The following is a 24228-nucleotide window of genomic DNA, read 5'->3' on the forward strand; positions in this document are numbered from 1 at the left end:
GTCTTGCGCATGGCGTCATGCGGGACGAGGTCATAAGAGCCCTGCTCGAACAGCTTCAGCACCTGGTCGTCCGACATTGCCTTTACTGCCGGCGCGACGGCTGGTGCGCCAGCCGGAGCCTTGGCGGCGGGCGCTGCCTTGGCACCACTGCCGGCGATAGCGGCATCGACGTCTGCTTTCACCACCCGGCCATGCGGGCCGGTGCCGGTCACGGCCGACACATCGACCCCCGCCTCCTTGGCGATGCGGCGCGCGAGCGGCGATGCAAAGGTGCGGTCGCCAGCCGCATGACCGTTGGCGGCCGGAGCTGCCGAGGCGGGCTCGGGCTTCGATGTCTCGGTCTTTGGCGCCTCGGGCTGCGGCGCTTCAGCCTTGGCAGCTTCAGCCTTCGGTGCCTCGGCTTTCGCCGGCGCGGCATCGCCACCGCTCTTGGCGGCGGCGCCCGCATCCTCGCCTTCGACGGCAAGCACGGCGATCAGCGCGTTGACCTTGACCCCTTCGGTTCCGGCCGGCACGACCAGCTTGGCAACCGTACCCTCATCGACGGCCTCGACCTCCATCGTCGCCTTGTCGGTCTCGATCTCGGCGATGACATCGCCCGGCGAAACCTTGTCGCCTTCCTTGACCAGCCACTTGGAGAGATTGCCCTCTTCCATCGTGGGCGAGAGCGCCGGCATGGTGATGTTGATTGGCATTTTGTCCTCCCGCCCGGTTCAGCGATATGCGACGGCTTTGACGGCCTCGATGACCTCGCCGACGTTCGGCAATGCCAGCTTTTCGAGGTTGGCCGCATAGGGCATCGGCACGTCCTTGCCGGCAATGGTGATGACCGGTGCGTCGAGGAAATCGAAGGCGCGCTGCGAGACCTGGTTGGCGATATGGTCCCCGACCGAATTCTGCGGGTAGCCTTCTTCGACCACGACCAGCCGGTTGGTCTTCTTGACCGAGGTGATGACGGTGTCGAGATCGAGCGGACGGATGGTCCTGAGATCGATGATCTCGGCGTCGATACCCATGCCGCGCAGCTCGGCTTCAGCCTTGACGGCATAGGTCATGCCGATGCCGAAGGAGACGATGGTGACATCCTTGCCTGCCTTGTGGATCCGCGCCTTGCCGATCGGAAGCACGAAGTCGTCCAGTTTCGGCACGTCGAAGGACTGGCCGTAGAGGATCTCGTTCTCGAGGAAGATGATCGGGTTCGGATCGCGGATCGCCGCCTTGAGCAAACCCTTGGCGTCGGCGGCCGTATACGGCATCACGACCTTCAGGCCCGGAATGTGGCTGTACCAGGCGGCATAGCACTGCGAGTGCTGGGCGGCTACGCGGGCCGCGGCGCCGTTCGGCCCACGGAACACGATCGGCGCGCCCATCTGGCCGCCCGACATATAGAGCGTCTTGGCGGCGGAGTTGATGATCTGGTCGATCGCCTGCATGGCGAAGTTGAAGGTCATGAACTCGACGATCGGTTTCAGGCCGGCCATCGCCGCACCGACGCCAACGCCGGCAAAACCATGTTCGGTGATCGGCGTGTCGACGACGCGACGCGGTCCGAATTCCTGCAGCAGGCCTTGCGTGATCTTGTAGGCGCCCTGGTATTCGGCGACTTCCTCGCCCATGACGAAGACATCGCCGTCGCGGCGCATTTCCTCGGCCATGGCATCGCGCAGCGCTTCACGCACGGTGGTCGAGACCATCTCGGTACCGGCCGGAATGTCCGGATCGGCGGCAATTTCCGTTTTCGGGGCAGCCGCGACAGGTGCGGCGGCTGGCTTTGCCACCTCCGCCTTGTCCTCGGCCGGCGCTTCCGCCTTTGCCGGCGCTTCCCCCTTGGCAGGAGCCGCGGACTTGGCGACATCGGCGGCGCTCTCGCCGTCCTGCAGCAGAACGGCGATCACCGCGTTGACCTTGACGCCTTCGGTGCCGGCGGGAACCACGATCTTGCCCAGCGTACCTTCGTCGACGGCTTCGACCTCCATCGTCGCCTTGTCGGTTTCGATCTCGGCGAGGACGTCACCGGCGACGACCTTGTCGCCCTCGTTCTTCAACCACTTGGAAAGATTGCCCTCTTCCATGGTCGGCGAGAGAGCGGGCATGAGAATTTCGATCGGCATGTCCTGGCCCTCCCCTTACAATACGATATCGGTCCAGAGCTCGGACGGATCCGGCTCTGCATCGTTCTGGGCAAATTCGGCGGCATCGGCGACGATGTCGCGAACCTCCTTGTCGATGGTCTTGAGCTCGTCCTCGGTCGCCCACTTCTTCTCGATCAGCCGCGCCTTGACCTGCTCGATCGGGTCGTGCTCGGAGCGCATCTTCTGCACTTCTTCCTTCGACCGGTATTTTGCGGGATCGGACATCGAGTGGCCGCGATAACGGTAGGTCTGCATTTCGAGGATCAGCGGGCCATTGCCGGCGCGGCACCATTCGGTCGCGAGATCGCCGGCGGCCTTGACCGCGCGTACGTCCATGCCGTCGACCTGAATGCCGGGAATCTTGAAGGAAGCGCCGCGATGCGAGAAGTCTGTCTCCGCTGAAGAGCGCGAAACCGAGGTGCCCATGGCGTAGCGGTTGTTCTCGATGATGTAGATCACCGGCAGCTTCCACAGCGAGGCCATGTTGAAGCTTTCATAGACCTGGCCCTGGTTGGCGGCGCCGTCGCCGAAATAGGTCAGCGAGACATTGTTGTTGTCGCGGTAGCGGTTGGCGAAGGCCAGACCCGTGCCGAGCGAAACCTGCGCACCGACAATGCCGTGACCGCCATAAAAATGCTTCTCCTTGGAGAACATGTGCATGGAGCCGCCCTTGCCCCTCGACAAGCCGCCGCGGCGTCCGGTCAACTCGGCCATCACGCCACGCGGCGACAACTCCATCGCCAGCATGTGACCGTGGTCGCGATAGGCCGTGATCATCTGGTCGCCGTCGATCAGCGCCATCTTCATGCCGGTGACGACGGCTTCCTGGCCGATATAGAGGTGGCAGAAGCCACCGATGAAGCCCATGCCGTAGAGCTGGCCGGCCTTTTCCTCGAAGCGGCGGATGAGCAGCATGTGCCGGTAGGCGGCAAGCTCGTCGTCCTTGGTGAAGTCAGCAGGCTTGGGTGCCGACAGACCGGATTTGCCGTCGGATTTCGATTTGGCAGGCGCTTTTCTGGCTGCGGTGGCCATGCATCACTCCCTGTTGGCGTCTCTTTACGGACACTGGAGCAAGATGAACCTGCTCCGGGGAGATCGCCCTCCCCTTCGATTTATGGGAGGCTAACACGTAGAAAGGCGTTCCGCCATGTCGAAATTGCATAGCTGGCATGCACCTAAGCAATTAAAATCATTGAAAATATTGGTGATTAACCTGATATCGGTTATTTTGTCGGAGCCGGCAGCATGATGGTGATCTCATCGGCCTGGGACAGATTGAGCGCCTTACGCGCCTGCTCGTCGAGCATGTCCTTCTCCAGCGTGCCATCGTGCATGAGCTTGACGCGCCGCTCAAGCTCCATCCTGCGCGCCTTGATCGCATCGAGCTGACCCTGCAGCGCGGCCGTCTCGGCCTCCAGCTTGTATTTCGAATTGATGCCGAATTCGCCGTGATAGGCGTGGAAGCCGAAATAGGCCAGGAACACCACGCACAGCGAGGGAATGATCAGGCGCCCGGTGTTTCTCTGCTTGTGCTGACGCGTCCACATGACCGATTCCCCGTGGCCGCGAACTCAAACGGCTCGAAGCCTTTTTCACCTGATTGTGCTTAACGGACGGTTACGGGGGCCGCCCCATGCCGGGCGCACAATGAAAAAGGGCGGGATGTCCCGCCCTCTCTGTATCGACGATGTGCGGGCCGGATCAGCTCTTGATCACCGATCTGCCGGCGTAACGCGCCTGCTTGCCGAGTTCTTCTTCGATGCGGATCAACTGGTTGTATTTGGCCATGCGGTCCGACCGCGACAGCGAGCCGGTCTTGATCTGTCCGCAATTGGTGGCGACGGCGAGATCGGCGATGGTCGAATCCTCGGTCTCGCCCGAACGGTGCGACATGACGGCGGTGTAGGCAGCCTTGTGTGCGGTCTCGACCGCGTCGAGCGTCTCGGTCAGCGAGCCGATCTGGTTGACCTTGACCAGGATCGAATTGGCAACGCCCATGCGGATGCCGTCGCGCAGGCGCGCCGTGTTGGTGACGAAGAGATCGTCGCCGACAAGCTGCGTCTTCTTGCCGATCAGGTCGGTCAGATATTTCCAGCCTTCCCAGTCATCCTCGGCAAGGCCGTCCTCGATCGAGATGATCGGGTAGTCGGCGGCGAGCTTGGCGAGGTACTTGGCCTGCGCCTTGGGGTCACGCGTCTTCTTCTCGCCCTCGTAGACATAGTTGCCGTCCTTGAAGAACTCGGTCGCGGCGCAATCGAGGCCGAGCGCGATCTCTTCGCCCGGCTTGAATCCGGCCTTCTCGATTGATTCCATGATGAAGTCGAGCGCCACCGGCGCGCTCTTCAGGTTCGGCGCGAAGCCACCCTCGTCGCCGACATTGGTGTTGTGGCCGGCATCCTTCAGCTTCTTGCGTAGCGTGTGGAAGATTTCCGAACCCCAGCGCACGCCTTCGCGCAGCGTCGGCGCGCCGACCGGCAGGATCATGAATTCCTGGAAGTCGATCGGATTGTCGGCATGCGCGCCGCCATTGATGATGTTCATCATCGGCACCGGCAGGACATGCGCCTTGGTGCCGCCGACATAGCGATAGAGCGGCAAGCCGGCGGCATCGGCCGCGGCCTTCGCCACCGCCAGCGAAACGCCCAGGATGGCGTTGGCGCCGAGCCGGCTCTTGTTGGGCGTGCCGTCAAGCTCGATCATGGTCTGATCGATATGGATCTGGTTTTCGGCCTCCATGCCGCCGATCGCCTCGAACAGTTCGCCGTTGACAGCTTCGACGGCCTTGAGCACGCCCTTGCCAAGATAGCGGGCGCCGCCGTCGCGAAGCTCGACGGCTTCGTGGGCGCCGGTCGAGGCACCCGACGGCACCGCGGCGCGGCCCATCGAACCGTCTTCGAGAACGACATCGACCTCGACGGTCGGGTTTCCACGGCTGTCCAGGATTTCACGCCCGACAATATCGATGATGGCGGTCATTGCGATGTCCTCGATTGATCTGGAGAAAGGGTCGCGCCCGTCTTAGCCAAAGCGACGCAAAAGGCAATCGGGCCCTGGCCGAATATTGCCGTTCGCTCGATTCACGAAGCGCAAGTTCCCGTCATCATAAGTCATGCCACCAGACGCGCATTCCGGGTTATAGATGTTGTCGCGCGGGGCGAAACAGGAGGAGTTTCGCCATGTCTGAGTTGAGCGGTATCGTCAGTCTGTTCCTGATCGCCGCGGCGTTCCTGACGTCGTGCGACAATCAGCAGTCACCGCCAAAGGCCATCGCGCCTTTGCCGGCCTTGCACACTAGCGAGTAGCGTTGCGTTGAATCGAAAAGGGGGGCCGTCGAAACGACCCCCTTTTTCAATTGTGGCGTCAATGCCAATAGGGCCTGACTTTGTAATACTGATAGGATTCGTCGCGCGCGCTCTCGCCATCCGCGCCGGCCAGTTCGTTGATCGAATGGGCAGGCGCTGCCTTCAGCTGTTCCTTGGTGAAGGGCACGACATAGCCGCCCTTATCCTCGTCGTAGTCGAGGCTCGCCCATGGAATGGCATGGTACTTTTCGCTGATGCCGAGAAAGCCGCCAAACCCGATCACAGCGAACATGATGCCGTTCGACGTCTTGTCGAGCATGACGTCCTCGATGCTGCCGATGCTGTCGCCTTGGGTGTTGTAGACGCTGGTGCCGATCACCCGCGAAGCGGCAATGGCTTCGGTGTGGCCTGTCTGGGTTGTCATAATCATACTCCTCGTTGTCGTTGAACTCTGCCTGACAATGAGGGGCGTCGGCGAAAGTTCCCGACTTTTTTGGCGGCTGCCTGATCACTCCGCGAGGATGAAAGTCACCTTCATGTTGACGCGATAGGCCGCGATCGTGCCGTCCTCGACAACGATCTTCTGGTCCTGAATCCAAGCGCCCTCGACGTTCTTCAGGGTCTTCGAGGCGCGCGCAATTCCCTGCTCGATGGCGTCCTGAAAGCTCTTGCTGGACGACGAGGTGATTTCGGTGACGCGGGCTACGGACATGGCTTCCTCCTGCCAAACGCTTATTTGCCGGACAAGCGTACAACTGGGGTTTGTTTGCTACAAGACGTTGGCTTTTCAGCCCTTTGCAATCCTGTCGAAGGCCATCAGCCTTTCCAGAAGTGCCGGCATGTCTTTCAGCGGCAGCATATTCGGGCCGTCGGACGAGGTCGAATTGTCTGGGTCCTGGTGGGTCTCGATAAAGACGCCGGCAACCCCAACGGCAACGGCCGCGCGGGCCAGCGTCTCGACAAAGCGGCGCTCGCCGCCAGACGACCCGCCCTGGCCGCCCGGCTGCTGCACCGAATGGGTGGCGTCGAAGATCACCGGGGCGCCGATCTCGGCCATGACAGGCAGAGCGCGCATATCCGACACCAGCGTGTTGTAGCCGAAAGAAGCGCCGCGCTCGGTGGTCAGCACATTGGCGTTGCCCGAACCGGTGATCTTGGCGACCACGTTCTTCATGTCCCAGGGGGCAAGGAACTGCCCCTTCTTGACATTGATGACCTTGCCCGTCCTTGCGGCGGCGACCAGCATATCTGTCTGGCGCGACAGGAAGGCCGGTATCTGCAGCACATCGACATGCGGCGCAACGATCGCGCACTGTTCCTCGGTGTGAACATCGGTCAGCACGGGAAGCGAGAATTCCTTGCGCAACTCGTCGAAGACGGGAAGTGCGGCGTCCATGCCGGCGCCCCGCGTCGCCGAAAGCGAGGTACGGTTGGCCTTGTCGTAGCTCGTCTTGTAAACGAGGCCGATGCCGAGCCTGCCGGTCAGTTCCTTCAGCGCACCGGCCATGTCGAAGGCGTGCTGGCGCGATTCGAACTGGCATGGACCGGCGATCAGCGCCAGGGGTGCCGCATTGTCGAAGACGACATTGCCGACGGTTACCGACGAATTGGGCGCCAGGGGGTTGTTCATTGTATCTCCCGAAAGATGAAAGCCGCGCCCTGCCCGGATGCCGGCCGCACGACGATGTCATTGCCCGACATATCGTGCTGGATGGCATTGGCCGCAAGCAGGCTTGCGGCGGCGCCAATGTCACGGATCGAAAATATCACGGCCGCGAAGCGCAATTCCGATGGCGCCCCGGCCGGTATTCCAAAGCGCGCCGTGAAAGAGGCGGCGTCCAGCACGGTCAAGACCGCATTCGGCAGATGAAAAGCGCCGCCTTGCGCATCGGCGGACGGGGCGTTGACCGCCACTGAAATCAGCCGGTGCTGCTCGGCGGGAGCGCCGCTGATTGCAATCACCTCGACAATTCCGTCGACGCCATTGGGGTGAGCCTGCAATGCTGCGCGGTCCACTTTCGGGGCATTGATGCGCTGGCAGGCAAAAAGGAATGCGTCCGTTTGGCCATGAGCCGCAGCAAAGGCGAGCTTGAACGACGCCGTATCGCTTTTCCCCGCCGTGTCGGTGAAGGCTCGCGAGAAGCTCAGCGTGTCTCCCGCCGACAGGCCGGCTTCGACATAGCGTTCATGGTCGCCATCGGCATTGTCCGTGCCAAGAACCACCGCGGAAAATCCCTCATCGCCACGACTTTCGCGATAAAGGCGGTCGCGCGCGACAAAGACATTGCCCTCGGCGATGACCTTCGCCGCCGCCTGCCGATCACCGATCGCAAGCGGCTCCAGATAGGTGCCGTCGGCGAAGAAAACACAGCAATTTTCCGTACCGAACGGATGGATGCCTGCCGGAGCGACCACGAAGCCAAGCACGTTGAGCCGGGCGCGCGCCGCATCGAGGCTCTGCGTCGGCAGAACCAGATGATCGAGCGGATGAATGCCTGATGAGGTCATGGAAGCGCGATGTGCATCATTCGGAAGATCGGTTCAAGACTTGATCGCCGGCGGCGGCATCGCGTGGACTTTGCCTTTGGCGTCGCGCTAACCGAATTGAGGGCCTGGCGGAAGGCCAATAACCTTCCCGGCGGCCTTCACGTGCTGCCCGGCTACTTCATGGGGCGCCGCGAACGGCACCTTCCGGAGCAAGCGCTGGATCAGCTTCCGGCCACGACATCGGCGGAATAGCGCAGTTCGCGCATTGGTTTGACCTTGCTGGTGGTCTGCGCATAGAGCGGGTGCGCCTTGTAGGCGGCCAGCGCCGCATCATCGGCGAATTCCGCGTAGACGACGACATCGACTTCATCCGACAGCGGGTCGACCTTGGTGTTCAACGTGACCTCGAAGAGGCTGGAATGAGGAATATCGCCAAGCGCCAGCAGGCCGGTGCGAACTGCTTCCACATCTTCCTTGCGCCGTGCGCTGAAGAAAACGATATGCCGGATCAATCCCGCCTCCTCGATCTGAATGTCGGGGTCTTCTGTGACGGCGGTCTCTTCGCGTCAACCGGTCATGGCGCCACACATCCTTGCGACCCGCCTCGATCGATGCTGGACCTCAGCTGCCCAATTTGAAGGGGATGTCTAGGTCTTGCCGGTGACGTAGCGGACCGCATGGGAAACCTCCCTGACCGTGACGTCGAGATACCGGCCCTGATTGTAGAGGCCGTCCCAGATCAGGAAGAACGCGATGGCGGCAATGACAATTACATAACGCATGGCTAAAGCTATCGCACCAGCGCTGCTGCTGCCATAGGGGTTTTAGATTTCGGGCTGCAGCAACCTTACACGAGGCGTCGGATGCCGGCGCCGCGTGGCACAGTCCAGCTGTCGGCATGCCTCTTGAAGTTCCCCCTCATGACGTGGAAGATTGTGGCAGGCATTCACTGGAAGCGCTGAAGCCCTGGCCAAAAGGGGTGTGCGCTTTGTTCGAGCCCGCCTGTCGCCGGATTCGCAAGCTGCCGGTCGAGGCAAGGCGTTCGAACCCGGCGGATGATCCAAGAGAACCGTGGCTCGGCAATTGCACCGACACCACGGAGATCCAGGGGCATGGAATGGGACACGGGGAACATCACGGCATAGCGCCGGGCGACGCGGTCAGGCTCGATGAATTCAACTTCGCCGAGATCGTCAAGGGACTGCCGGCCAAGGCGCGCATGGTACTGTCGGCGGCCATGAACCTGCCGCGCGGTTCGCTGAAGGTCAGAATGCCAGACGGCCGCGCCGTTCTCGTCGGCGGCAAGGCGCCGGGTCCCGACGCCGAACTCGTGCTCAAGAACTGGCGCCTGCCGGGCCGCGCCTTTTCGGGCGGCACGATCGGCGTTGCCGAATCCTATATGGACGGCGATTGGGAAAGCCCTGACGTCACCAGCTTCCTCGAACTGTTCGTGGTCAATTCGGCGATTGGCGAACGCGTCGCGGGCGGCGCCAGCTGGCTCATCAACACGGTCCAGCGCATCCGCCACTGGTTCAACGAGAACACACGCACGGGGTCGAAGCGCAATATTTCGGCGCATTACGATCTCGGCAACGCCTTCTACAATGAATGGCTCGACCCGAGCATGACCTATTCCTCGGCGCTTTATGCCAATGGCGCCGATGATCTCGAGAGCGCCCAGGCCGCCAAGTACAGGGCGCTGGCCAGGGATACGGGCATCGGCGGAAAGGATCATGTGCTGGAGATAGGCTGCGGCTGGGGCGGCTTTGCCGAATTCGCGGCACGCGAAATCGGCTGCCGGGTTACCGGATTGACCATCAGCCGCGAGCAGCATGACTTCGCCAAGGCGCGCATCGCCAGGGCCGGGCTGACGGACAAGGTCGACATCAAGTTGCAGGATTACCGCGACGAAACCGGCACCTACGATCGCATCGCCTCGATCGAGATGTTCGAAGCGGTCGGCGAGAAATACTGGCCGGTATTCTTCTCCAAGATGAAGACCTGCCTGAAGCCCGGCGGCACTGCGGGCCTCCAGATCATCACCATCAACGAAGCCGCCTACGACACCTATCGCGCCAGGCCGGATTTCATCCAGCGCTACGTCTTCCCGGGCGGCATGCTGCCAACGCCGTCCATCTTGAAGTCGCTTGGCGCCACGCATGGCCTTGCCCATTTACGCGAACACGTTTTCCCCGAGGACTATGCCCGCACGCTTGCAGAATGGCGCCAGCGCTTCCGGGAGTCGTGGGAGAAGATCGTGCCGCTCGGCTTCGACGATCGTTTCAAGAAGCTATGGGAATTCTACCTGCATTACTGCGAGGCCGGTTTCCGCACCAGCTATATCGACGTGCGCCAGGTGGTCTACAAGGCGTAGGCTGGGCACGCACGTCGACTTCCTTGCCAACGGCAATATCGGCATGATCTCGACATCGCCCTGTGAAGCATTGGCCACGTGGCCGACTGGGGCTTGGGGATGCGACCAAATCTGACCGCCTCCGGCTTTGACGACCGGATCAGAGAAGGATGCGGTATCTGGCAAAACCAGCTTCACCCTCGCCGGCCGGCTCGATCTTCAGCGACTTCACATCGGCAATGAAGTCCTTTGCCTTGACACCCGTTTCGAAGACGACACTGGTCCCCGGCAACGGCGCGAACGACCAGTTGCCATCCGCCGAGGGGTTGATGGTGCCTTGGCTGACGACGTAGCGGACGATGACGTCGCGGTTGGTGTCCGGCGCCTCGTAGATAATCTTCGAGGCATTGATGTCGGGAAAATTGCCGCCGCCGCCGGCACGGTAGTTGTTGGTCGCAACGACGAATTTCGCTGCAGGATCAATTGGCTTGCCGTCGAATTTCAGGTCGACAATGCGATTGGAACCGGCATTGGCGACGCCGCCCTTCGAATCGTATTTCGGCGGCTGCGACAAGTCGATCCTGTAGCTGACGCCGTCGATCACGTCGAAATTGTAGGATGGGAATTCGGTGTCGATCAGCGGCTGGTCGGCCTTCCCTGGCTCGATCTTCTTGAAGATGCCGGCCGACATCTCCAGCCATTCCTTCACCTGCGCACCCGTGATCTCAACCGCGCGAACCGTGTTCGGATAGAGATAGAGGTCGGCGACGTTCTTGATTGCGATATCGCCCACCGGCACGTCGGTGTAGTAGTCGGCGCCGCTGCGCCCGCCGGCCTTGAAGGGCGCCGCCGCCGACAACATCGGCACGTCCTTCCACTGGGTGCTCTTCAGGATATCCTTGAGATACCAGCTCTGCGCCTGGTTGACGATTTGCACCGACGGATCATCGGCCACCAGCGCGAAATAGGAATAGAGTGGAGCCGAGGTCTTGCCGACAGGGCGGCGCACATAGGCGAGCGTCGCCTCGTGGTCCTGCTCGAGAGCGGCGATGATGCGCTTGTCGTCCGGGACAGTCGGCTTGTTCTTGTTGTCGACCCGCTCGAAGATCGGCCGTGCCTCCGACGTCGCCGAGACCACTTTCCACTTCGACCCGTCGCGTTCCAGCATCAGGTCGATCAGGCCCATATGCGAGCCCCAGAAACCGCCCATGACGGCAGGCTTGCCCTGCAGCGTGCCCTTCTGTGTATCAACGCCCTCGAGCGCTTGGAAATCCTTCTTGCCGGGGAAGACCAGGTGCTGGTGGCCGGTGAAGACCGCGTCGATGCCTTCGACACCGGCGACGAAGAACGAGGCGTTCTCCATCATGTCGCCCTGCTTGACGTCGATGCCGGAATGCGAGAGCGCGATGACGATATCGGCGCCCTCCTCCTTCATCTGCGGCACCCAGGCCTTCGCCGCCTCGACGATGTCGCGCGTCTTGACGTTGCCTTCGAGATTCTTGAGGTCCCAGACCATGATCTGCGGCGGTACGAAGCCGATGATGCCGATCCTGATCGGCTGGTCCGCGCCTGACCCGTCCTTGATCTTCTTGTCCAGGATTATGTAGGGCTTGAGGTAGAGCTTGTCGTCGCGCGGGTTGGCGGCAAGCACGGTGCCCCGGATCAGATTGGCGCAGACAAACGGGAAATTGGCGCCGGCCAGTACCTTGTCCAGAAAGGACAGGCCGTAGTTGAACTCGTGGTTGCCAAGTGTCGAGCACTCGTAGCCAAGCAGGTTCATGCCTTTCATGATCGGATGGAGATCGCCCTCCTTCAGGCCCTTCTCATAGGCGATGTAGTCGCCCATCGGGTTGCCCTGCAAAAGGTCGCCATTGTCGATCAGCATCGAATTGGCGGCTTCCTTGCGCACCGCATCGATCAGCGACGCCGTGCGCGACAGGCCCATCGTGTCATTGGCTTTGTCGGCGTAGTAATCATAGGGCAGCACGTTCACATGGATATCGGTGGTTTCCATGATTCTCAGATGCGCCTGGTTGGCCTGCGCACGGGCGGAGAAGGGATGAAGCATGATCAGCGCCCCTGTGGCGGCGGCCCCGGCAAGGAGACCACGGCGAGAGACGGGATGGAGCAGTTGCGACATGTTTTCTCCTTCTTCGACGACCTGACAAGCCCTGCCCCGAAGCGAACTTCGCGCTGAAATGGGCTCAAGTCCACTCAAGAAGTCGCGCGCATCGGCACACCAATCCATCAGCTCCAGATGACGGCCGGATGAAAAGCGCGGTGAAGAAAGTCAGCTCTTGTCGTCGTCGCCCTGGGTGATCAGCCGGGCGCTGCGCTGGCCTGTGACGTAGATCCATAGCCAGCTCAGCGAAACGGCGAGCCGGTTGCGGAAACCGATCAGGAAATAGATATGGGCGATGCCCCACAGCCACCAGGCGAGCCAGCCGGTCAGCTTGATCCAGCCGAAATCGATCGCAGCGGCGCGCTTGCCAATCGTCGCCAGATCACCGGCATGCTTGTAGTGGAAAGGCCGCGGGCTCGTATCGCCGGCAAGCCTGGCCCTGACGGTCGCGGCAACATGCCGTCCCTCCTGCTTGGCGGAAGGCGCCACGCCGGGCACCGGCCGTCCGTCGGGCCGCAGCACAAGTGCTGCGTCGCCGATGACAAAAATTTCCGGGCTTCCGGGCACGCTGAGATCAGGCTCGACCAATACCCTGCCGGCCCGGTCCGCCTTCGCTCGCAGCCATTCGGCGGCTGGCGAAGCGGCAACCCCGGCTGCCCACAGGATCGTGCGGGCCGGCAGAACCGTGTCGCCAAAAACCACGCCTTCGGCATCGCAGCGCGTAACGGCCCGGCCGAGTTCGACCACAACACCAAGCCGTTCCAGCGCCCTCCCGGCATAATCGGAGAGCTTCGGCGCGAAATTGGCCAGAATGCGGTCGCCGGCCTCGATCAGCACCACGCGCGTCCGGCGCGTATCGATGTTGCGGAATTCGCCGCGCAGCGTGTCATGCGCCAGTTCGGCAATGGTTCCTGCGAGTTCGACGCCGGTCGGCCCGCCGCCGACGATGGCAATGGTCAGCAGCGCCTGGCGCCTGGCGGGGTCGGGTTCCCGCTCCGCTTGCTCGAAGGCCAGGAGGATGCGGCGCCGAATGGTGGTGGCGTCCTCCAACGTCTTCAGGCCCGGCGCGAAAGGCTCCCATTCGTCATGGCCGAAATATGCGTGGCGCGCCCCGGTGGCGAGCACCAGCGTGTCGTAAGGGACGGCGCTGCCATCCTCCAGCAAGACACGTCTGCCGGTCCGGTCGACCCCCGTGACATTGGCCAGCAGCGTGGTCGCATCCTTGCGCTTGCGCAGGAGATGGCGGATCGGCCAGGCCACCTCCGAGGTCGCCAGCGCCGTGGTTGCCACCTGATAGAGCAGCGGCTGGAACAGATGATGGTTGCGCTTGTCGATCATGGTAATGCCCACCGGCACGCCAGCCAGAGCGCGGGTGAATTCGAGGCCGCCGAACCCGGCACCGACGACGACGACATGATGTCTGGCATCGCTCATTTCATTCACCCTTGATGGGCAAGATTGCCTGGCTAGATGTAGGTGGTTTTGTGCAATGCAACAATGGCGGGACAGTGTGCGAGACTCGTCGTTCCATGTCGTGAATGCACATGTTGTATCGTATCGCGAGGTATAGCGTCATCGAACACGAGATGAGGTGAAGCATGGCTAAAGATCATGACGAACAGGGTCCGGCACAGTATGCCTCGTCGCCCTGCTTCATGCATGAACTCGATCCCGCGTTCCAAGCACCGCTCAGCGACTGGACCGACGTCAGACGCTGGCGCAAGGCCGAGCGTGAACGCCTGATCGCGGCACGCCTTGCCGTTTCCGCCGATGCGCGAACGGCAATGTCGCAACGCATCGCGGAAGGCCTCGACGCCGTGATCGGTGGCATGGCAGGCCTGATGGTCAGCCTCTACTGGCCGTTTCGCGGCGAGCCGGATTTGCGGCCATGGATGGCGTCGATCAACGCGCACGGCGGCCGCACCGCGTTGCCCGTCGTCGTCGAAAAGGGTCAGCCGTTGATCTTTCGCGCCTACAAACCGGGCGACCGCCTGGAAAAAGGTGTCTGGAACATACCGATCCCGGCCGAAGGCGATCCAGTGCTGCCGGACATCGTCATCTCACCCATTGTCGGCATTGATCCCGCAAGCTATCGGCTGGGCTATGGCGGCGGCTTCTTCGACCGCACGCTGGCCGCCATGTCGTTCAAGCCATTGGTCATCGGCGTCGGCTACGAATTGCAGCGCATCGCCACCATCTATCCGCAGTGGCACGACATCCCCATGGACCGGATCGTGACGGAGGCTGCCACGGCGTAAGTTGGAGCCCGTTTCGAAGCTCGTTCATGAAAGAGGTTTCGGACGGGCGCTAGGCCATTTCCGGCTTCAGCCCCATGGCCGTCCGGTCGACGATTTCGCGCAAGGCGAAGGACGAGTTGATCTTCGTTACATGCGGCATTGCCGACAGCCATTCCTTGTGAATCCGCTCGTAGTCGACGAGATCCTTGGCCGCGATCCTCAGGATATAGTCGTACTCGCCCGACATCAGGTGGCATGACAGCACGTTCGGACAGCGTTTGATCGCCGCCTCGAAGTCCGACAGCGTCTTCTCGAACTGGCCGGACAGGGATATGTGGACGATTGCAGTCATCTGGTGGCCAAGGGCTGCGTTGGAAAGCCGGGCGTGATAACCGCGGATGGTTCCGGATTTCTCCAGATTGTCGAGCCGACGCGAGCAGGCCGACTGCGACAGGCCGACCTTTTCGGCAAGTGCCGCGTTCGGCATCCGGCCATCCTTCTGCAATGTCTCCAGAATGGCGATATCAATCCTGTCGAGCGGCATTCTTCGTGATTCCTGCGAATGTCGATGCATTTTGCGCAACGATTATCGAAGGACGCGCTCTCCTGCAAGCGCATTCGCAAACACCTGCGCGCCGATTCATGGTTCACTGAAGCAATACAGGGAGTGAGCCCCAGAGGGCCCGGATCAGGAGAAGAAAATGCGCGTCGGATGCCCCAAGGAAATCAAGAATCACGAATACCGTGTCGGCCTCACGCCGGGCTCGGTCCGCGAATATGTCGCCCATGGCCATGAAGTATTGGTCGAAGCCGGCGCAGGCGCCGGCATCGGCGCCGATGACAACGCCTATCGCGCCGCCGGCGCCACCATTGCCAAGACGGCAGCCGACGTGTTCGCCAAGTCGGACATGATCGTCAAGGTCAAGGAGCCGCAGCCCAATGAATGGGCGCAGCTGCGCGAAGGCCAGATCCTGTACACCTATCTCCACCTGGCCCCGGATCCGGAGCAGACCAAGGGCCTGCTCGCTTCGGGCGTGACGGCAATCGCTTACGAAACCGTGACCGACGATCGTGGCGGGCTGCCGCTGCTGGCGCCGATGTCGGAAGTCGCCGGCCGCCTGTCGATCCAGGCCGGCGCCACGGCGTTGCAGAAGGCCAATGGCGGCCGCGGCGTGCTGCTTGGCGGCGTACCCGGCGTGCTGCCAGGCAAGGTCACCGTGCTCGGCGGTGGCGTCGTTGGCCTCCACGCGGCCCGCATGGCCGCCGGCCTTGGCGCCGACGTGACCATCATCGACCGCTCGATCCCGCGGCTGCGCCAGCTCGACGACCTCTTCGCCGGCCGGGTCCACACCCGTTACTCGACCGTCGAGGCGCTCGAGGAAGAATGTTTCTCGGCCGACATCGTCGTCGGCGCCGTGCTCATCCCGGGCGCTGCCGCACCGAAGCTCGTCACCCGCGAAATGCTGTCCGGCATGAAGAAGGGCTCGGTATTGGTCGATGTCGCCATCGACCAGGGCGGATGCTTCGAGACCTCGCACGCGACCACCCATGCCGAGCCGACCTACGAAGTCGACGGCGTCATCCACTACTGCGTCGCCAACATGCCAGGTGCCGTGCCGGTCACTTCCGCCCATGCGCTGAACAACGCGACGCTGCATTACGGCCTACAGCTCGCCGACAAGGGCCTGAAGGCCCTGGTCGACGACCATCACCTGCGCAACGGTCTCAACGTCCACAAGGGCAAGATCACCAACCGCGCGGTCGCCGAAGCGCTCGGCTATGAACTGGTCGAGCCGAAAGCAGTGCTGGCGGCCTAATACACCCAGAAAAAGTCAACTTATACTCTTGCCCGCCGGTTTGCTCCGGCGGGCTTTTTCTTTGGCGATGATGCGCCAAATCTGCTTCCCAGAAGATCCATTGAAGCACGTGCCGTAAGGGCACTTCGCCCCCCATTGTTGCATTTTTGTCATACCTGTATTGGCCATCTCCCTGCTAGAAACATCTTGGGCTTATTAATTAGGGGTACGGGCTATGTTTGTTCGCGTTTCAGCGAAATCTATTCTTCTCGGTGCGGTTTCGGCGGCTGCACTTATGTCAGCCGCGCATGCGGCCGACGTCGTGCAGCCGGTGGAAGCATCCGGTTTTAACTGGAGCGGAGCTTATGTCGGCATCGGTGGCGGGTTCGGCGCAAACGTGCACAAGTTCAGTGTCGCTCCAGTGTTCGACCTCAACGGCGTCGGTGGGAATGGCGTATTCGGTGAGCTGACCGCTGGCTACGACTATATGGTCAACGAACGCTTCCTCCTCGGCGGCTTTATCGATGCCAATTTCGGGAATATCGGCCCGTCGATCAGCGTCCCAGGCGCCGACATCGACCTGACCAATTCCTACGGTTTCGACGTCGGCCTGCGCGCTGGCTATCTGCTCAACCCCAGCACGCTCGGCTACGTGCTCGGCGGCTACAGCTGGCAGCATTTCAAGCTTGATGGATCGGGCGGTGCTGATGGGTTGAACTTTACAGAAAACCGCAGCGGCTACGTGCTCGGCGTCGGCGTGGAAACCGTGCTGCGCGGCAACTGGACGCTGAAGACCGAATACCGGTACGCGAACTTTGGCGACAAGTCGCTGATCGATCTGGGTGGCGCTTCGTTGAACGGGGAACCGTCCTCCCACACCTTCCATATCGCCGCGAACTATCGCTTCGGTGCGCAGAACGGTGGCGGCGCTTCATTTGCTGCCCCGGCCTACAACTGGACCGGTTTCTATGCGGGTGGCGCGCTCGGAGCCGGCACGGCGGTCCACGACTTGGGCGTCGACCTTGGTGGCGGCACTCTCGATGTCAACGGCATTGGCAGCGAAGGCGTGTTTGGCGAGTTGAGCGCGGGCTACGACTACGATTTCGGCACTTGGGTCGCCGGCGTGCAAATCGACGGTCGCTATTCTGGAATTCGATCGAAACTCGACATTTTCGGCACTTCCGTCAAACTCGATTCCGACTACGGCTTCGATGCTTTGGCCCGCGTCGGCGCCAAGGTCAACGAGTCGACCTTGGCCTACGTAATCGGCGGCTACAGCTACCAGCATTTCGACCTCAAGGCATCAGATCCGATCGGCGACATCATCGATTGGGGCAAGAGCGGCTTCACGATCGGTGGCGGCCTGGAAACCGCAGTCACCAGCAACATGACCGTCGGTCTCGAATACCGTTACTCGCAGTTTGGCAAGAAGGATTTCTCGTCCGAATTCGGTGCGCCGGATGGCACGCTGACCGACAAGGCCTCGTTCCAGACCGTTCGCATCGGCGCGAAGTACAAGTTCAACTAAGCCCCTCCAGGCAAACAGTCGAAGCCCGTCGGCATGCCGGCGGGCTTTTCTTTGCGGCGATGACTTGGGCTGAACGCAGGCAACAAAAAAGCGGAGCCAAGGCCCCGCTTCCTCGATATCGAGATTGCCGCCGGTTCATCCGCGGTCGGCCAATCGATCGACAATCTCTTTCTAGCGCGTCCATGCGACAGCAGTGCGACAGAAGCTTTCTGCCGCCAATCCCTGGACCTCATGCGCGCTCTATGCGGCACTGGTAACAATTGTTGCGCGCCGAGCGGACATGCACATAGGCAATGTCTTCACGCTCGAACAAGGTTTCTGCCCGCGTCACAATAGCGTCGGTTGGAATGATGCCGCCGCTGCCGTAGACGATACGATCATCGCTGCCATAGCCGCGCACGATATAGTCCGGGCTGTCGAGAATCTCCGGCGGTAGCCTAGCCCCGACGGCACGCTCGCATTCCTGGGCATGCAGGAAGATCGGCCCCGTTTCGGCATAGGGCTGAGGGTTCGGAAACGGACGGTAGGCGAGGATGAGGTAGACATCGCCGGCGGCGATATTCCTGAGGCAATGCCGGCAAGGCATGCCGTCACCGTCAGAGATTTTCCGCTCGGGCGGCCGGCCATAGGCATCGGGGCCGCCGCGCTGCAAGGCCCTTACATTTTCGGTCGGCAGAGCTGTGAACTGGATGGTCATGGCAATATCTCCGGTGCTGTCGACCGGAAATTACGTGCTCGCGACAGGGCTTCCCACCCGATTCCCGCCAACCATCCGGGAGCCGATCCGACTTGGGGATCGGTCCCCGTCGACCTTCGATAGGGATCACCAGCATCGTCAAACTTACGCCGGCTAATCAATTCGATAACTCCTTGACGAAATCGTCGAAGCGGCGGTCAGATTCCAGCTGGAGTTACGGCCGCATCACGCTGGCCGAGCGCTCGGCAAAAGGCAGAGGATGCACGACTTCCTTCTTCTGTGCGACCGGCTTGAAACCGAGCTTCTGGTAGAGCGGCAGGGCTGCGGGGTGGTCGAGCGTGCAGGTCTGCACCGTCACCCTTTTCGGCCCATACGACCATGCTGCCGCGATCGCCGAGCCAAGGAACCAGCGGCCGATGCCTTGCCCGGTGGCGTGTTCCATCATGCCAAAATAAGCGAGTTCGACTTCCTCCGGCAGATGCGGCTTGAGGTCGAAGAAGCCTGCCGGCGAACCGTCGAGGTAGAGCACCCTTATGTCGCGATCCTCGCGGTGGATTCCGGCCGACAGCTCATCATCATTCAACCTCAGAACATTCACCCAGTGCCATTTGCGCCCCACCCGGTCCATCAGGTAGCGGTAGAAATGCAAGGGTATGTCCCTGGTCTTCAGCAATGCGACCTGGCGGTTGTAGGGCACTGGTGGCGAGGCGGCGGGTGGAGCATGCATTTCGAGAAAAGTCACCGTGACTTCAATATCCTGCAGCACGCCGTTTTCCATCAATTCATTCCTTGCCGGCTGGGCCGGTCACGACCGGCGTATCGGACAGCCCGCCCCACTCGGTCCATGAGCCGTCATAAAGCCTGTTGTCGGTATGGCCAAGCGTCTCCAGCGCCAGCGTGACCACCGCGGCGGTGACGCCGGAACCGCAGGATGTAACGACGGGTTTGGACAGGTCGATACCGGCGTCCTCCATCACCTTGCGCAAACGGTCCTTCGGCAGCAGCGTGCCGTTTTCGGAAAGCGCCGAATAGGGGATATTGCGTGCGCCTGGCATGTGACCGGAGCGAATGCCGGCACGGGGCTCGGGTTCGGCGCCGGTAAAGCGGCCCGGCCCGCGGGCGTCGGCAATCTGGCTTGCCTTCCTATCGACGACCCGGCGCATGTCGGCCAGACCGATGACGCGACCGGCGTCGAAATCGGCATGAAAGACGCTTGGCGCGATCTTGGTCGGCTCGGCCGTTACCGGCCGGCCGGACGCCTTCCAGCCGTCGAAGCCGCCGTCCAGAATATAGGTCTGGAAAACGCCCATGATGCGGAACATCCACCATGCCCGGGGTGCGGAGAAGAAACCCGGGCCATCATAGACGACGATGGTGTCATCGGCCGAAACGCCCATCGCGCCGACATACTGGGCAAAATGCCGCGGCGACGCGAGCGTATGCGGCAAGGCGGCGTCTGGATCCGAAACGGCATCCTGGTCCAGGAAACGGGCGCCTGGAATATGGGCTGCATCATACTCGGCGCGCGCCTCACGTTTTTGTGCCGGCAGATACCAGGAGGCGTCTATGATCGTCAGGCCCGGCTGACCCAGGCGCTCCTGCAGCCAGTCCGCATCGACGGTGAAAGGACTGTCTTCGGCCATTTTGTTTCTCTCTATTCCGGTTCAGGCAAAGTTTGTCGTATCAGGCCGCCGGCATCGGGCCAAAGCGGATGCGGAAGCGCCTGTTCTCCCGACCTTTCTTCTCGATCTTGCCGATGTGGATTTCGCCGATTTCGCCGGTGCTCTTCACATGGGTGCCGCCGCAGGGTTGGCTGTCCACCGAGGCGCTTTCGCCGATGCAGACCAGGCGGATCTTCCCCGTGCCAACGGGCGGTCGGACATTCTTGGATTTCACCAGGCCGGGATTCGCGGCCAATTCCTCGTCGCTGATCAACCTGGTGAAAATCGGATGATCAGCCCGCACCAGATCCATCAGGCTCGCCGTCACCTCCTCCTTGCTGAAGCTGGCGTCGGGAATGTCGAAATCGACACGGCTGTCGTCCTCGGAAACCGCCGCACCGGTGATCGGGAACGGACAGACGACGGTGAGCAGGTGGCAGGCAGCGTGCATGCGCATCAGAAGATGCCGACGCTCCCAGTCGATCGCCAGGTTCACCCGCTCGCCGATCTGCGGCGTGGCCTGCTCCGGTGCCGGGACATGGATGATCTCGTCCTTGGTCTCGCCGGTGATCGTGGCGGCGATCGCGATGCGGCTACCATCGGCGCGTTCGAGATAACCGGAATCGCCCGGTTGACCGCCCGAGGTGGCATAAAAGATGGTCCGGTCGAGGATGATGCCGCCGCGCTCATTGATGGCGACGACCGTGGCGTCAGCCGTCCTGAGATAGGCGTCGTCGCGAAACAGCGCTTCTGTCTTGTGCGCCATCATGCGACCTTTTCGAACGGCACCGAAATCTTGCTCTGCAGTTCCATCCAGCCCGGCACCGGCAGCTTCTTGTCACGCAGGAATTCGGGGTTGAACAGCTTCGACTGGTAGCGCGTGCCGTAGTCACAGAGGATCGTCACGATGGTGTGGCCCGGGCCCAATTCCCTGGCCAGCCGCATGGCGCCGGCAATGTTGATGCCGGTCGAGCCGCCGACGCACAGGCCTTCCTCCTGGATCAGGTCGAAAACGATCGGCAGCGCGTCCTCATCCTTGATCTGGTAGGAGAAGTCAGGCGTGAAGCCTTCGAGATTAGCGGTGATGCGCCCCTGCCCGATGCCTTCGGTGATCGAACTGCCTTCAGACTTTAGTTCGCCGCTGGTGTAGAAACTGTAGAGGGCGGCGCCGAGAGGGTCGGCGAGCGCAATCTTGACGTTCTTGCTCTTGGCCCTCAGTCCGAGCCCGACACCGGCCAGCGTACCGCCCGACCCCACCGCCGAGACAAAACCGTCGACCTTGCCGCCGGTCTGGGCCCAGATTTCCTCGGCCGTGGTGCGGATATGGCCATCTCGGTTGGCGACATTGTCGAACTGGTTGGCCCAGATGGCGCCGTTCGGCTCGCTCCTCGCCATCTGCTCGGCCAGCCGCCCCGACAGCTTCACGTAGTTGTTGGGGTTCTTGTAAGGCACGGCGGGGACTTCGATCAGTTCGGCACCGAGCAGCCTGATCGTGTCCTTCTTTTCCTGGCTTTGCGTATCCGGGATGACGATGACGGTGCGATAGCCGAGCGCCTTGGCGACGAGCGTCAACCCAATACCAGTGTTGCCGGCTGTCCCCTCGACGATGACACCGCCCGGCTTCAACAGGCCGCGTTGTTCGGCGTCGCGGATGATGAACAGGCCGGCGCGATCCTTGACCGACTGGCCCGGATTCATGAACTCGGCCTTGCCCAGGATCTCGCAGCCGGTCTCTTCGGAAGCTTTATTGAGGCGGATCAGAGGCGTGTTGCCGATCGCGTCGATCACAGAACGGGGCATTCAGGATTCCTTGTGTACGTGCGCCGAAACCCTAGAAACCCAACGCTGCGGTTTCAAGGCAAGAATTCGTCTGGTCCAGTCGCATTTCCGGCGCTGCGGTGTATGGATGTCGCTGGGGACCGGATGGACACAGGACAGTTCATTTGCACCCGGCGTCGAGAAGCACTCTTTTCATTCGATTTCTTCGCCGCTAGAGCAAGGCACGAACAACTCGGCAGGGCGCAGCATGACACTCTATCGGGCCGATCCGAAACACGGCGTCGCCTGGGTCACGGGCGGCAGCAGCGGTATCGGCCGCTCGCTGGCCAGGGATCTGGCGTCACAAGGCTATGCCGTGGCGGTGACAGCACTGGACGACGATCCGATCGACACGCTCATCGTCGAGACCGCGCAGATGCCGGGCAAGGTCGTGTCCTTTCCCTGCGACGTCACCGACGAGCCGCGCATGGCGAGAACTGTCGCCGCGATCGAGAAGGACCTCGGGCCGATCGTGCTCGCCATATTCAATGCCGGAAATTACATCCCGACACCCGGAGAGTCCCTCGTCGTCAAGGACTTCCGCCGCTCCTTCGAGGTCAACTATTTCGGCATCATCAATGGGCTGGTGCCGGTCGTCGAGTATATGCGGGTGCGCGCGCGTGGCCATGTCGTCCTTGTCGGCTCGGTGACCGCCTATTTCGGCTGGCCGACCACTGCGGCCTATGGCGGCACCAAGGCGGCGATCAACATTCTGGCCGAGTCGCTGAAATATGATTTCGACAAGATGAACATCCGCGTCCAGGTGATAAACCCCGGTTTCGTCGACACGCCATTGACCGAAAAGAACATGCTGCCGATGCCGGGCCTGATGCCGGTCGGCCGCGCGACGCGCCGCATGGTGAAGGGAATCAAGTCCGGCCGCTTCGAAGTCACCTTCCCGTACCGGACGAGCTGGCCGCTGAAATTTCTCGGCATGCTGCCAAGGCCGCTATGCAGATGGGTGATCACCCTGACGACCAGTTGGAAGGCACGGCCGCTGCATTACGAGCGCAAACCGCCCAACCAATAGATGCCCACAGGATTGGTGGCATGGCTGCCTGAACGGCCGTTGCCTGTTCATGGCCATAGTTTGAATATTGTTGCGTGGAGTCTGCGATGGGGCGACGGATCGTGCTTGCTGTGCTGGGCCTGATCGCCGTCCTTGCACTGGCCTTCCTATTGGGTCCACGCGTACCCGTCGACACCACGATCCGTTTCGATCCTTCCGTCATCGGTGACGACCCACAGGCTTATGTGGCAAAGGTGGAAGCCGCCGTGCCCGGTATCCGCGACGGGCTGGAAAAGGAGATCGTCTGGGCGAACCCGATGGTGCACGCCAAGACGCCGCTGTCGATCGTCTACATCCACGGCTTTTCCGCATCGAAGGGCGAGGTCCGGCCCTTGCCCGACGACGTTGCCGACCAGCTCGACGCCAACCTGTTCTACACCCGCCTCACCGGTCACGGGCAGGACGGCGATGCGATGACGCAAGGCAGCGTCAATGCCTGGATCAACGACTATGAAGAGGCGCTCGCCATCGGCCGGGCGATCGGCGACAAGGTGGTCGTCATCTCGACGTCGACCGGCGGCTCGCTGGCGGCCTGGGCCGCAACGCAGCCCGGAGCTTCGGACGGAGTAGCGGCCATTGCATTCATTTCGCCCAATTTCGGCGTGAAGGCATCCGGCGCCGAAATCCTGACCATGCCATGGGGCAAGCAGATCGCCGAACTCGTCGCCGGTAAGGAACGCAGCTTCGTGCCGCGCAACGCGCTGCACGAGAAATTCTGGACCACCAGATATCCGATCGCCGCGACAATGCCGATGCAGGCCCTGACGGAGCTTGCCTATGGCGCGCCCGTGGAGAAGGCGACCATCCCGGCTTTGTTCATCTTCTCGGATTTGGACAGAGTGGTGCGGCCCGACCGGACCCGCGAAATCGCCTCACGCTGGGGTGGAGCGCATGAGCTGGTCCCCATCGAAAGCACTGGCGATCCCGACAATCATGTCATCGCCGGCGACGCGTTGTCGCCATCCACCACGGCATTCCTGGCGCAACGGATTGCCGTCTGGATCGCAGCGGTGGCGAAGTAGACTT

At 61.8% G+C, this 24228-nt stretch carries 26 protein-coding genes; 7 read left to right on the forward strand and 19 right to left on the reverse strand.

Annotation, left to right across the window (positions count from 1 at the left end):
* The 5 genes from LB543_RS13875 to eno all read right to left on the reverse strand — a co-directional run.
* The coding region (locus LB543_RS13875) for a biotin/lipoyl-containing protein (protein ID WP_224614494.1) at window positions 1–695 on the reverse strand (695 nt) is incomplete at its 3' end.
* A gap of 18 nt (window positions 696–713) precedes the next feature.
* Complete coding sequence (locus LB543_RS13880) at window positions 714–2111, reverse strand: pyruvate dehydrogenase complex E1 component subunit beta (protein ID WP_224614495.1); 1398 nt, start codon at window positions 2109–2111, stop codon at window positions 714–716.
* Between the two features lie 15 nt (window positions 2112–2126).
* Window positions 2127–3164: a pyruvate dehydrogenase (acetyl-transferring) E1 component subunit alpha gene (gene pdhA, locus LB543_RS13885; protein ID WP_224614496.1), complete on the reverse strand. Its 1038-nt coding sequence runs from the start codon at window positions 3162–3164 to the stop codon at window positions 2127–2129.
* A gap of 191 nt (window positions 3165–3355) precedes the next feature.
* A complete protein-coding gene (locus LB543_RS13890; protein ID WP_140758634.1) occupies window positions 3356–3679 on the reverse strand; it encodes an FtsB family cell division protein in 324 nt (107 codons plus the stop codon).
* A 154-nt stretch (window positions 3680–3833) separates the two neighbouring features.
* The gene (gene eno, locus LB543_RS13895; RefSeq protein WP_140811868.1) at window positions 3834–5108 is read right to left on the reverse strand and encodes a phosphopyruvate hydratase; all 1275 of its coding nucleotides are present in this window, start codon (window positions 5106–5108) and stop codon (window positions 3834–3836) included.
* A gap of 200 nt (window positions 5109–5308) precedes the next feature.
* On the opposite strand from eno, the gene LB543_RS33915 reads away from it, so the two are divergent.
* Window positions 5309–5434, forward strand: coding sequence for a hypothetical protein (locus tag LB543_RS33915; RefSeq protein WP_140758632.1), 126 nt, complete (start codon window positions 5309–5311; stop codon window positions 5432–5434).
* 58 nt (window positions 5435–5492) lie between these two features.
* On the opposite strand, the gene LB543_RS13900 is transcribed toward LB543_RS33915, so the two are convergent.
* The 6 genes from LB543_RS13900 to LB543_RS33920 all read right to left on the reverse strand — a co-directional run bounded on the left by LB543_RS13900 (window position 5493) and on the right by LB543_RS33920 (window position 8703).
* Complete coding sequence (locus LB543_RS13900) at window positions 5493–5858, reverse strand: PRC-barrel domain-containing protein (RefSeq protein ID WP_140811869.1); 366 nt, start codon at window positions 5856–5858, stop codon at window positions 5493–5495.
* 84 nt (window positions 5859–5942) lie between these two features.
* Window positions 5943–6146 (reverse strand): dodecin family protein, encoded by a 204-nt coding sequence (locus LB543_RS13905; RefSeq protein ID WP_224614497.1) that lies wholly within the window; start codon window positions 6144–6146, stop codon window positions 5943–5945.
* 75 nt (window positions 6147–6221) lie between these two features.
* Window positions 6222–7064 (reverse strand): 3-deoxy-8-phosphooctulonate synthase, encoded by an 843-nt coding sequence (kdsA, locus tag LB543_RS13910; protein WP_140758629.1) that lies wholly within the window; start codon window positions 7062–7064, stop codon window positions 6222–6224.
* Window positions 7061–7942 (reverse strand): VOC family protein, encoded by an 882-nt coding sequence (locus LB543_RS13915; RefSeq protein ID WP_224614498.1) that lies wholly within the window; start codon window positions 7940–7942, stop codon window positions 7061–7063. Before LB543_RS13915 ends, kdsA begins: the two co-directional genes overlap by 4 nt.
* Before the next feature lie 200 nt (window positions 7943–8142).
* Window positions 8143–8433, reverse strand: a complete 291-nt coding sequence (locus LB543_RS13920; protein ID WP_023812050.1) for a Dabb family protein — start codon at window positions 8431–8433, stop codon at window positions 8143–8145.
* 135 nt (window positions 8434–8568) lie between these two features.
* Complete coding sequence (locus LB543_RS33920; protein ID WP_263489212.1) at window positions 8569–8703, reverse strand: hypothetical protein; 135 nt, start codon at window positions 8701–8703, stop codon at window positions 8569–8571.
* A 335-nt stretch (window positions 8704–9038) separates the two neighbouring features.
* On the opposite strand from LB543_RS33920, the gene LB543_RS13925 reads away from it, so the two are divergent.
* Entirely contained in the window at window positions 9039–10295 is a 1257-nt protein-coding gene (locus LB543_RS13925; protein WP_140758626.1) for an SAM-dependent methyltransferase, read from the forward strand.
* 139 nt (window positions 10296–10434) lie between these two features.
* Here LB543_RS13925 and LB543_RS13930 read toward each other — a convergent pair whose 3' ends face one another.
* A complete protein-coding gene (locus tag LB543_RS13930; RefSeq protein ID WP_224614499.1) occupies window positions 10435–12414 on the reverse strand; it encodes a bifunctional 2',3'-cyclic-nucleotide 2'-phosphodiesterase/3'-nucleotidase in 1980 nt (659 codons plus the stop codon).
* Between the two features lie 150 nt (window positions 12415–12564).
* Complete coding sequence (locus LB543_RS13935) at window positions 12565–13830, reverse strand: NAD(P)/FAD-dependent oxidoreductase (protein WP_224614500.1); 1266 nt, start codon at window positions 13828–13830, stop codon at window positions 12565–12567.
* Between the two features lie 164 nt (window positions 13831–13994).
* Here LB543_RS13935 and LB543_RS13940 point away from each other — a divergent pair, with 164 nt between their 5' ends.
* On the forward strand, window positions 13995–14654 hold the full coding sequence (locus tag LB543_RS13940; RefSeq protein WP_140811876.1) for a 5-formyltetrahydrofolate cyclo-ligase: 660 nt from the start codon (window positions 13995–13997) through the stop codon (window positions 14652–14654).
* A gap of 49 nt (window positions 14655–14703) precedes the next feature.
* Here the strand turns inward: LB543_RS13940 and LB543_RS13945 are convergent, their stop codons facing one another.
* Complete coding sequence (locus LB543_RS13945; protein WP_015317948.1) at window positions 14704–15177, reverse strand: Lrp/AsnC family transcriptional regulator; 474 nt, start codon at window positions 15175–15177, stop codon at window positions 14704–14706.
* Between the two features lie 157 nt (window positions 15178–15334).
* Between LB543_RS13945 and ald the strand changes: the two genes are divergently transcribed.
* Entirely contained in the window at window positions 15335–16450 is a 1116-nt protein-coding gene (ald, locus tag LB543_RS13950) for an alanine dehydrogenase (RefSeq protein ID WP_140758621.1), read from the forward strand.
* Window positions 16451–16724: 274 nt separating this feature from the next.
* Window positions 16725–17957: an outer membrane protein gene (locus tag LB543_RS13955; protein WP_140758620.1), complete on the forward strand. Its 1233-nt coding sequence runs from the start codon at window positions 16725–16727 to the stop codon at window positions 17955–17957.
* Between the two features lie 229 nt (window positions 17958–18186).
* Here LB543_RS13955 and LB543_RS13960 read toward each other — a convergent pair whose 3' ends face one another.
* From LB543_RS13960 to LB543_RS13980, 5 genes are all read right to left on the reverse strand, one after another.
* Entirely contained in the window at window positions 18187–18654 is a 468-nt protein-coding gene (locus tag LB543_RS13960) for a DUF1203 domain-containing protein (RefSeq protein WP_140758619.1), read from the reverse strand.
* Between the two features lie 214 nt (window positions 18655–18868).
* On the reverse strand, window positions 18869–19432 hold the full coding sequence (locus LB543_RS13965) for a GNAT family N-acetyltransferase (RefSeq protein ID WP_140811879.1): 564 nt from the start codon (window positions 19430–19432) through the stop codon (window positions 18869–18871).
* Between the two features lie 4 nt (window positions 19433–19436).
* A complete protein-coding gene (gene sseA / locus LB543_RS13970) occupies window positions 19437–20297 on the reverse strand; it encodes a 3-mercaptopyruvate sulfurtransferase (RefSeq protein ID WP_224614502.1) in 861 nt (286 codons plus the stop codon).
* 40 nt (window positions 20298–20337) lie between these two features.
* On the reverse strand, window positions 20338–21081 hold the full coding sequence (locus tag LB543_RS13975) for an alanyl-tRNA editing protein (RefSeq protein WP_140758726.1): 744 nt from the start codon (window positions 21079–21081) through the stop codon (window positions 20338–20340).
* On the reverse strand, window positions 21081–22115 hold the full coding sequence (locus LB543_RS13980; RefSeq protein WP_224614503.1) for a cysteine synthase A: 1035 nt from the start codon (window positions 22113–22115) through the stop codon (window positions 21081–21083). The genes LB543_RS13975 and LB543_RS13980 overlap by 1 nt, the downstream gene beginning before the upstream one ends.
* Window positions 22116–22341: 226 nt before the next feature.
* Between LB543_RS13980 and LB543_RS13985 the strand changes: the two genes are divergently transcribed.
* Window positions 22342–23163 carry an SDR family oxidoreductase gene (locus tag LB543_RS13985; RefSeq protein WP_140811883.1) on the forward strand — a complete coding sequence of 274 codons (822 nt, stop codon included), beginning with the start codon at window positions 22342–22344 and terminating at the stop codon, window positions 23161–23163.
* A gap of 86 nt (window positions 23164–23249) precedes the next feature.
* On the forward strand, window positions 23250–24224 hold the full coding sequence (locus LB543_RS13990) for an alpha/beta hydrolase (RefSeq protein WP_224614504.1): 975 nt from the start codon (window positions 23250–23252) through the stop codon (window positions 24222–24224).
* Window positions 24225–24228: the final 4 nt, after the last annotated feature.

The organism is Mesorhizobium sp. ESP7-2 (genome assembly GCF_020164715.1).
Lineage (GTDB): Bacteria > Pseudomonadota > Alphaproteobacteria > Rhizobiales > Rhizobiaceae > Mesorhizobium.

Excerpts from the sequence above, each read along its gene's own strand:
- LB543_RS13915 (WP_224614498.1), bottom strand. The coding sequence starts at position 7,942 with ATGACCTCATCAGGCATTCATCCGCTCGATCATCTGGTTCTGCCGACG.
- LB543_RS13960 (WP_140758619.1), bottom strand. The coding sequence starts at position 18,654 with ATGACCATCCAGTTCACAGCTCTGCCGACCGAAAATGTAAGGGCCTTG.
- ald (WP_140758621.1), top strand. The coding sequence starts at position 15,335 with ATGCGCGTCGGATGCCCCAAGGAAATCAAGAATCACGAATACCGTGTC.
- LB543_RS13940 (WP_140811876.1), top strand. The coding sequence starts at position 13,995 with ATGGCTAAAGATCATGACGAACAGGGTCCGGCACAGTATGCCTCGTCG.
- pdhA (WP_224614496.1), bottom strand. The coding sequence starts at position 3,164 with ATGGCCACCGCAGCCAGAAAAGCGCCTGCCAAATCGAAATCCGACGGC.
- LB543_RS13925 (WP_140758626.1), top strand. The coding sequence starts at position 9,039 with ATGGGACACGGGGAACATCACGGCATAGCGCCGGGCGACGCGGTCAGG.
- LB543_RS13890 (WP_140758634.1), bottom strand. The coding sequence starts at position 3,679 with ATGTGGACGCGTCAGCACAAGCAGAGAAACACCGGGCGCCTGATCATT.
- LB543_RS13945 (WP_015317948.1), bottom strand. The coding sequence starts at position 15,177 with ATGCCGCTCGACAGGATTGATATCGCCATTCTGGAGACATTGCAGAAG.
- LB543_RS13900 (WP_140811869.1), bottom strand. The coding sequence starts at position 5,858 with ATGACAACCCAGACAGGCCACACCGAAGCCATTGCCGCTTCGCGGGTG.
- LB543_RS13880 (WP_224614495.1), bottom strand. The coding sequence starts at position 2,111 with ATGCCGATCGAAATTCTCATGCCCGCTCTCTCGCCGACCATGGAAGAG.
- LB543_RS13990 (WP_224614504.1), top strand. The coding sequence starts at position 23,250 with ATGGGGCGACGGATCGTGCTTGCTGTGCTGGGCCTGATCGCCGTCCTT.
- LB543_RS13935 (WP_224614500.1), bottom strand. The coding sequence starts at position 13,830 with ATGAGCGATGCCAGACATCATGTCGTCGTCGTCGGTGCCGGGTTCGGC.
- LB543_RS13980 (WP_224614503.1), bottom strand. The coding sequence starts at position 22,115 with ATGCCCCGTTCTGTGATCGACGCGATCGGCAACACGCCTCTGATCCGC.
- LB543_RS13955 (WP_140758620.1), top strand. The coding sequence starts at position 16,725 with ATGTCAGCCGCGCATGCGGCCGACGTCGTGCAGCCGGTGGAAGCATCC.
- kdsA (WP_140758629.1), bottom strand. The coding sequence starts at position 7,064 with ATGAACAACCCCCTGGCGCCCAATTCGTCGGTAACCGTCGGCAATGTC.
- eno (WP_140811868.1), bottom strand. The coding sequence starts at position 5,108 with ATGACCGCCATCATCGATATTGTCGGGCGTGAAATCCTGGACAGCCGT.
- LB543_RS13975 (WP_140758726.1), bottom strand. The coding sequence starts at position 21,081 with ATGGCGCACAAGACAGAAGCGCTGTTTCGCGACGACGCCTATCTCAGG.
- LB543_RS13905 (WP_224614497.1), bottom strand. The coding sequence starts at position 6,146 with ATGTCCGTAGCCCGCGTCACCGAAATCACCTCGTCGTCCAGCAAGAGC.
- LB543_RS13930 (WP_224614499.1), bottom strand. The coding sequence starts at position 12,414 with ATGTCGCAACTGCTCCATCCCGTCTCTCGCCGTGGTCTCCTTGCCGGG.
- LB543_RS33920 (WP_263489212.1), bottom strand. The coding sequence starts at position 8,703 with ATGCGTTATGTAATTGTCATTGCCGCCATCGCGTTCTTCCTGATCTGG.
- sseA (WP_224614502.1), bottom strand. The coding sequence starts at position 20,297 with ATGGCCGAAGACAGTCCTTTCACCGTCGATGCGGACTGGCTGCAGGAG.
- LB543_RS13965 (WP_140811879.1), bottom strand. The coding sequence starts at position 19,432 with ATGGAAAACGGCGTGCTGCAGGATATTGAAGTCACGGTGACTTTTCTC.
- LB543_RS33915 (WP_140758632.1), top strand. The coding sequence starts at position 5,309 with ATGTCTGAGTTGAGCGGTATCGTCAGTCTGTTCCTGATCGCCGCGGCG.
- LB543_RS13985 (WP_140811883.1), top strand. The coding sequence starts at position 22,342 with ATGACACTCTATCGGGCCGATCCGAAACACGGCGTCGCCTGGGTCACG.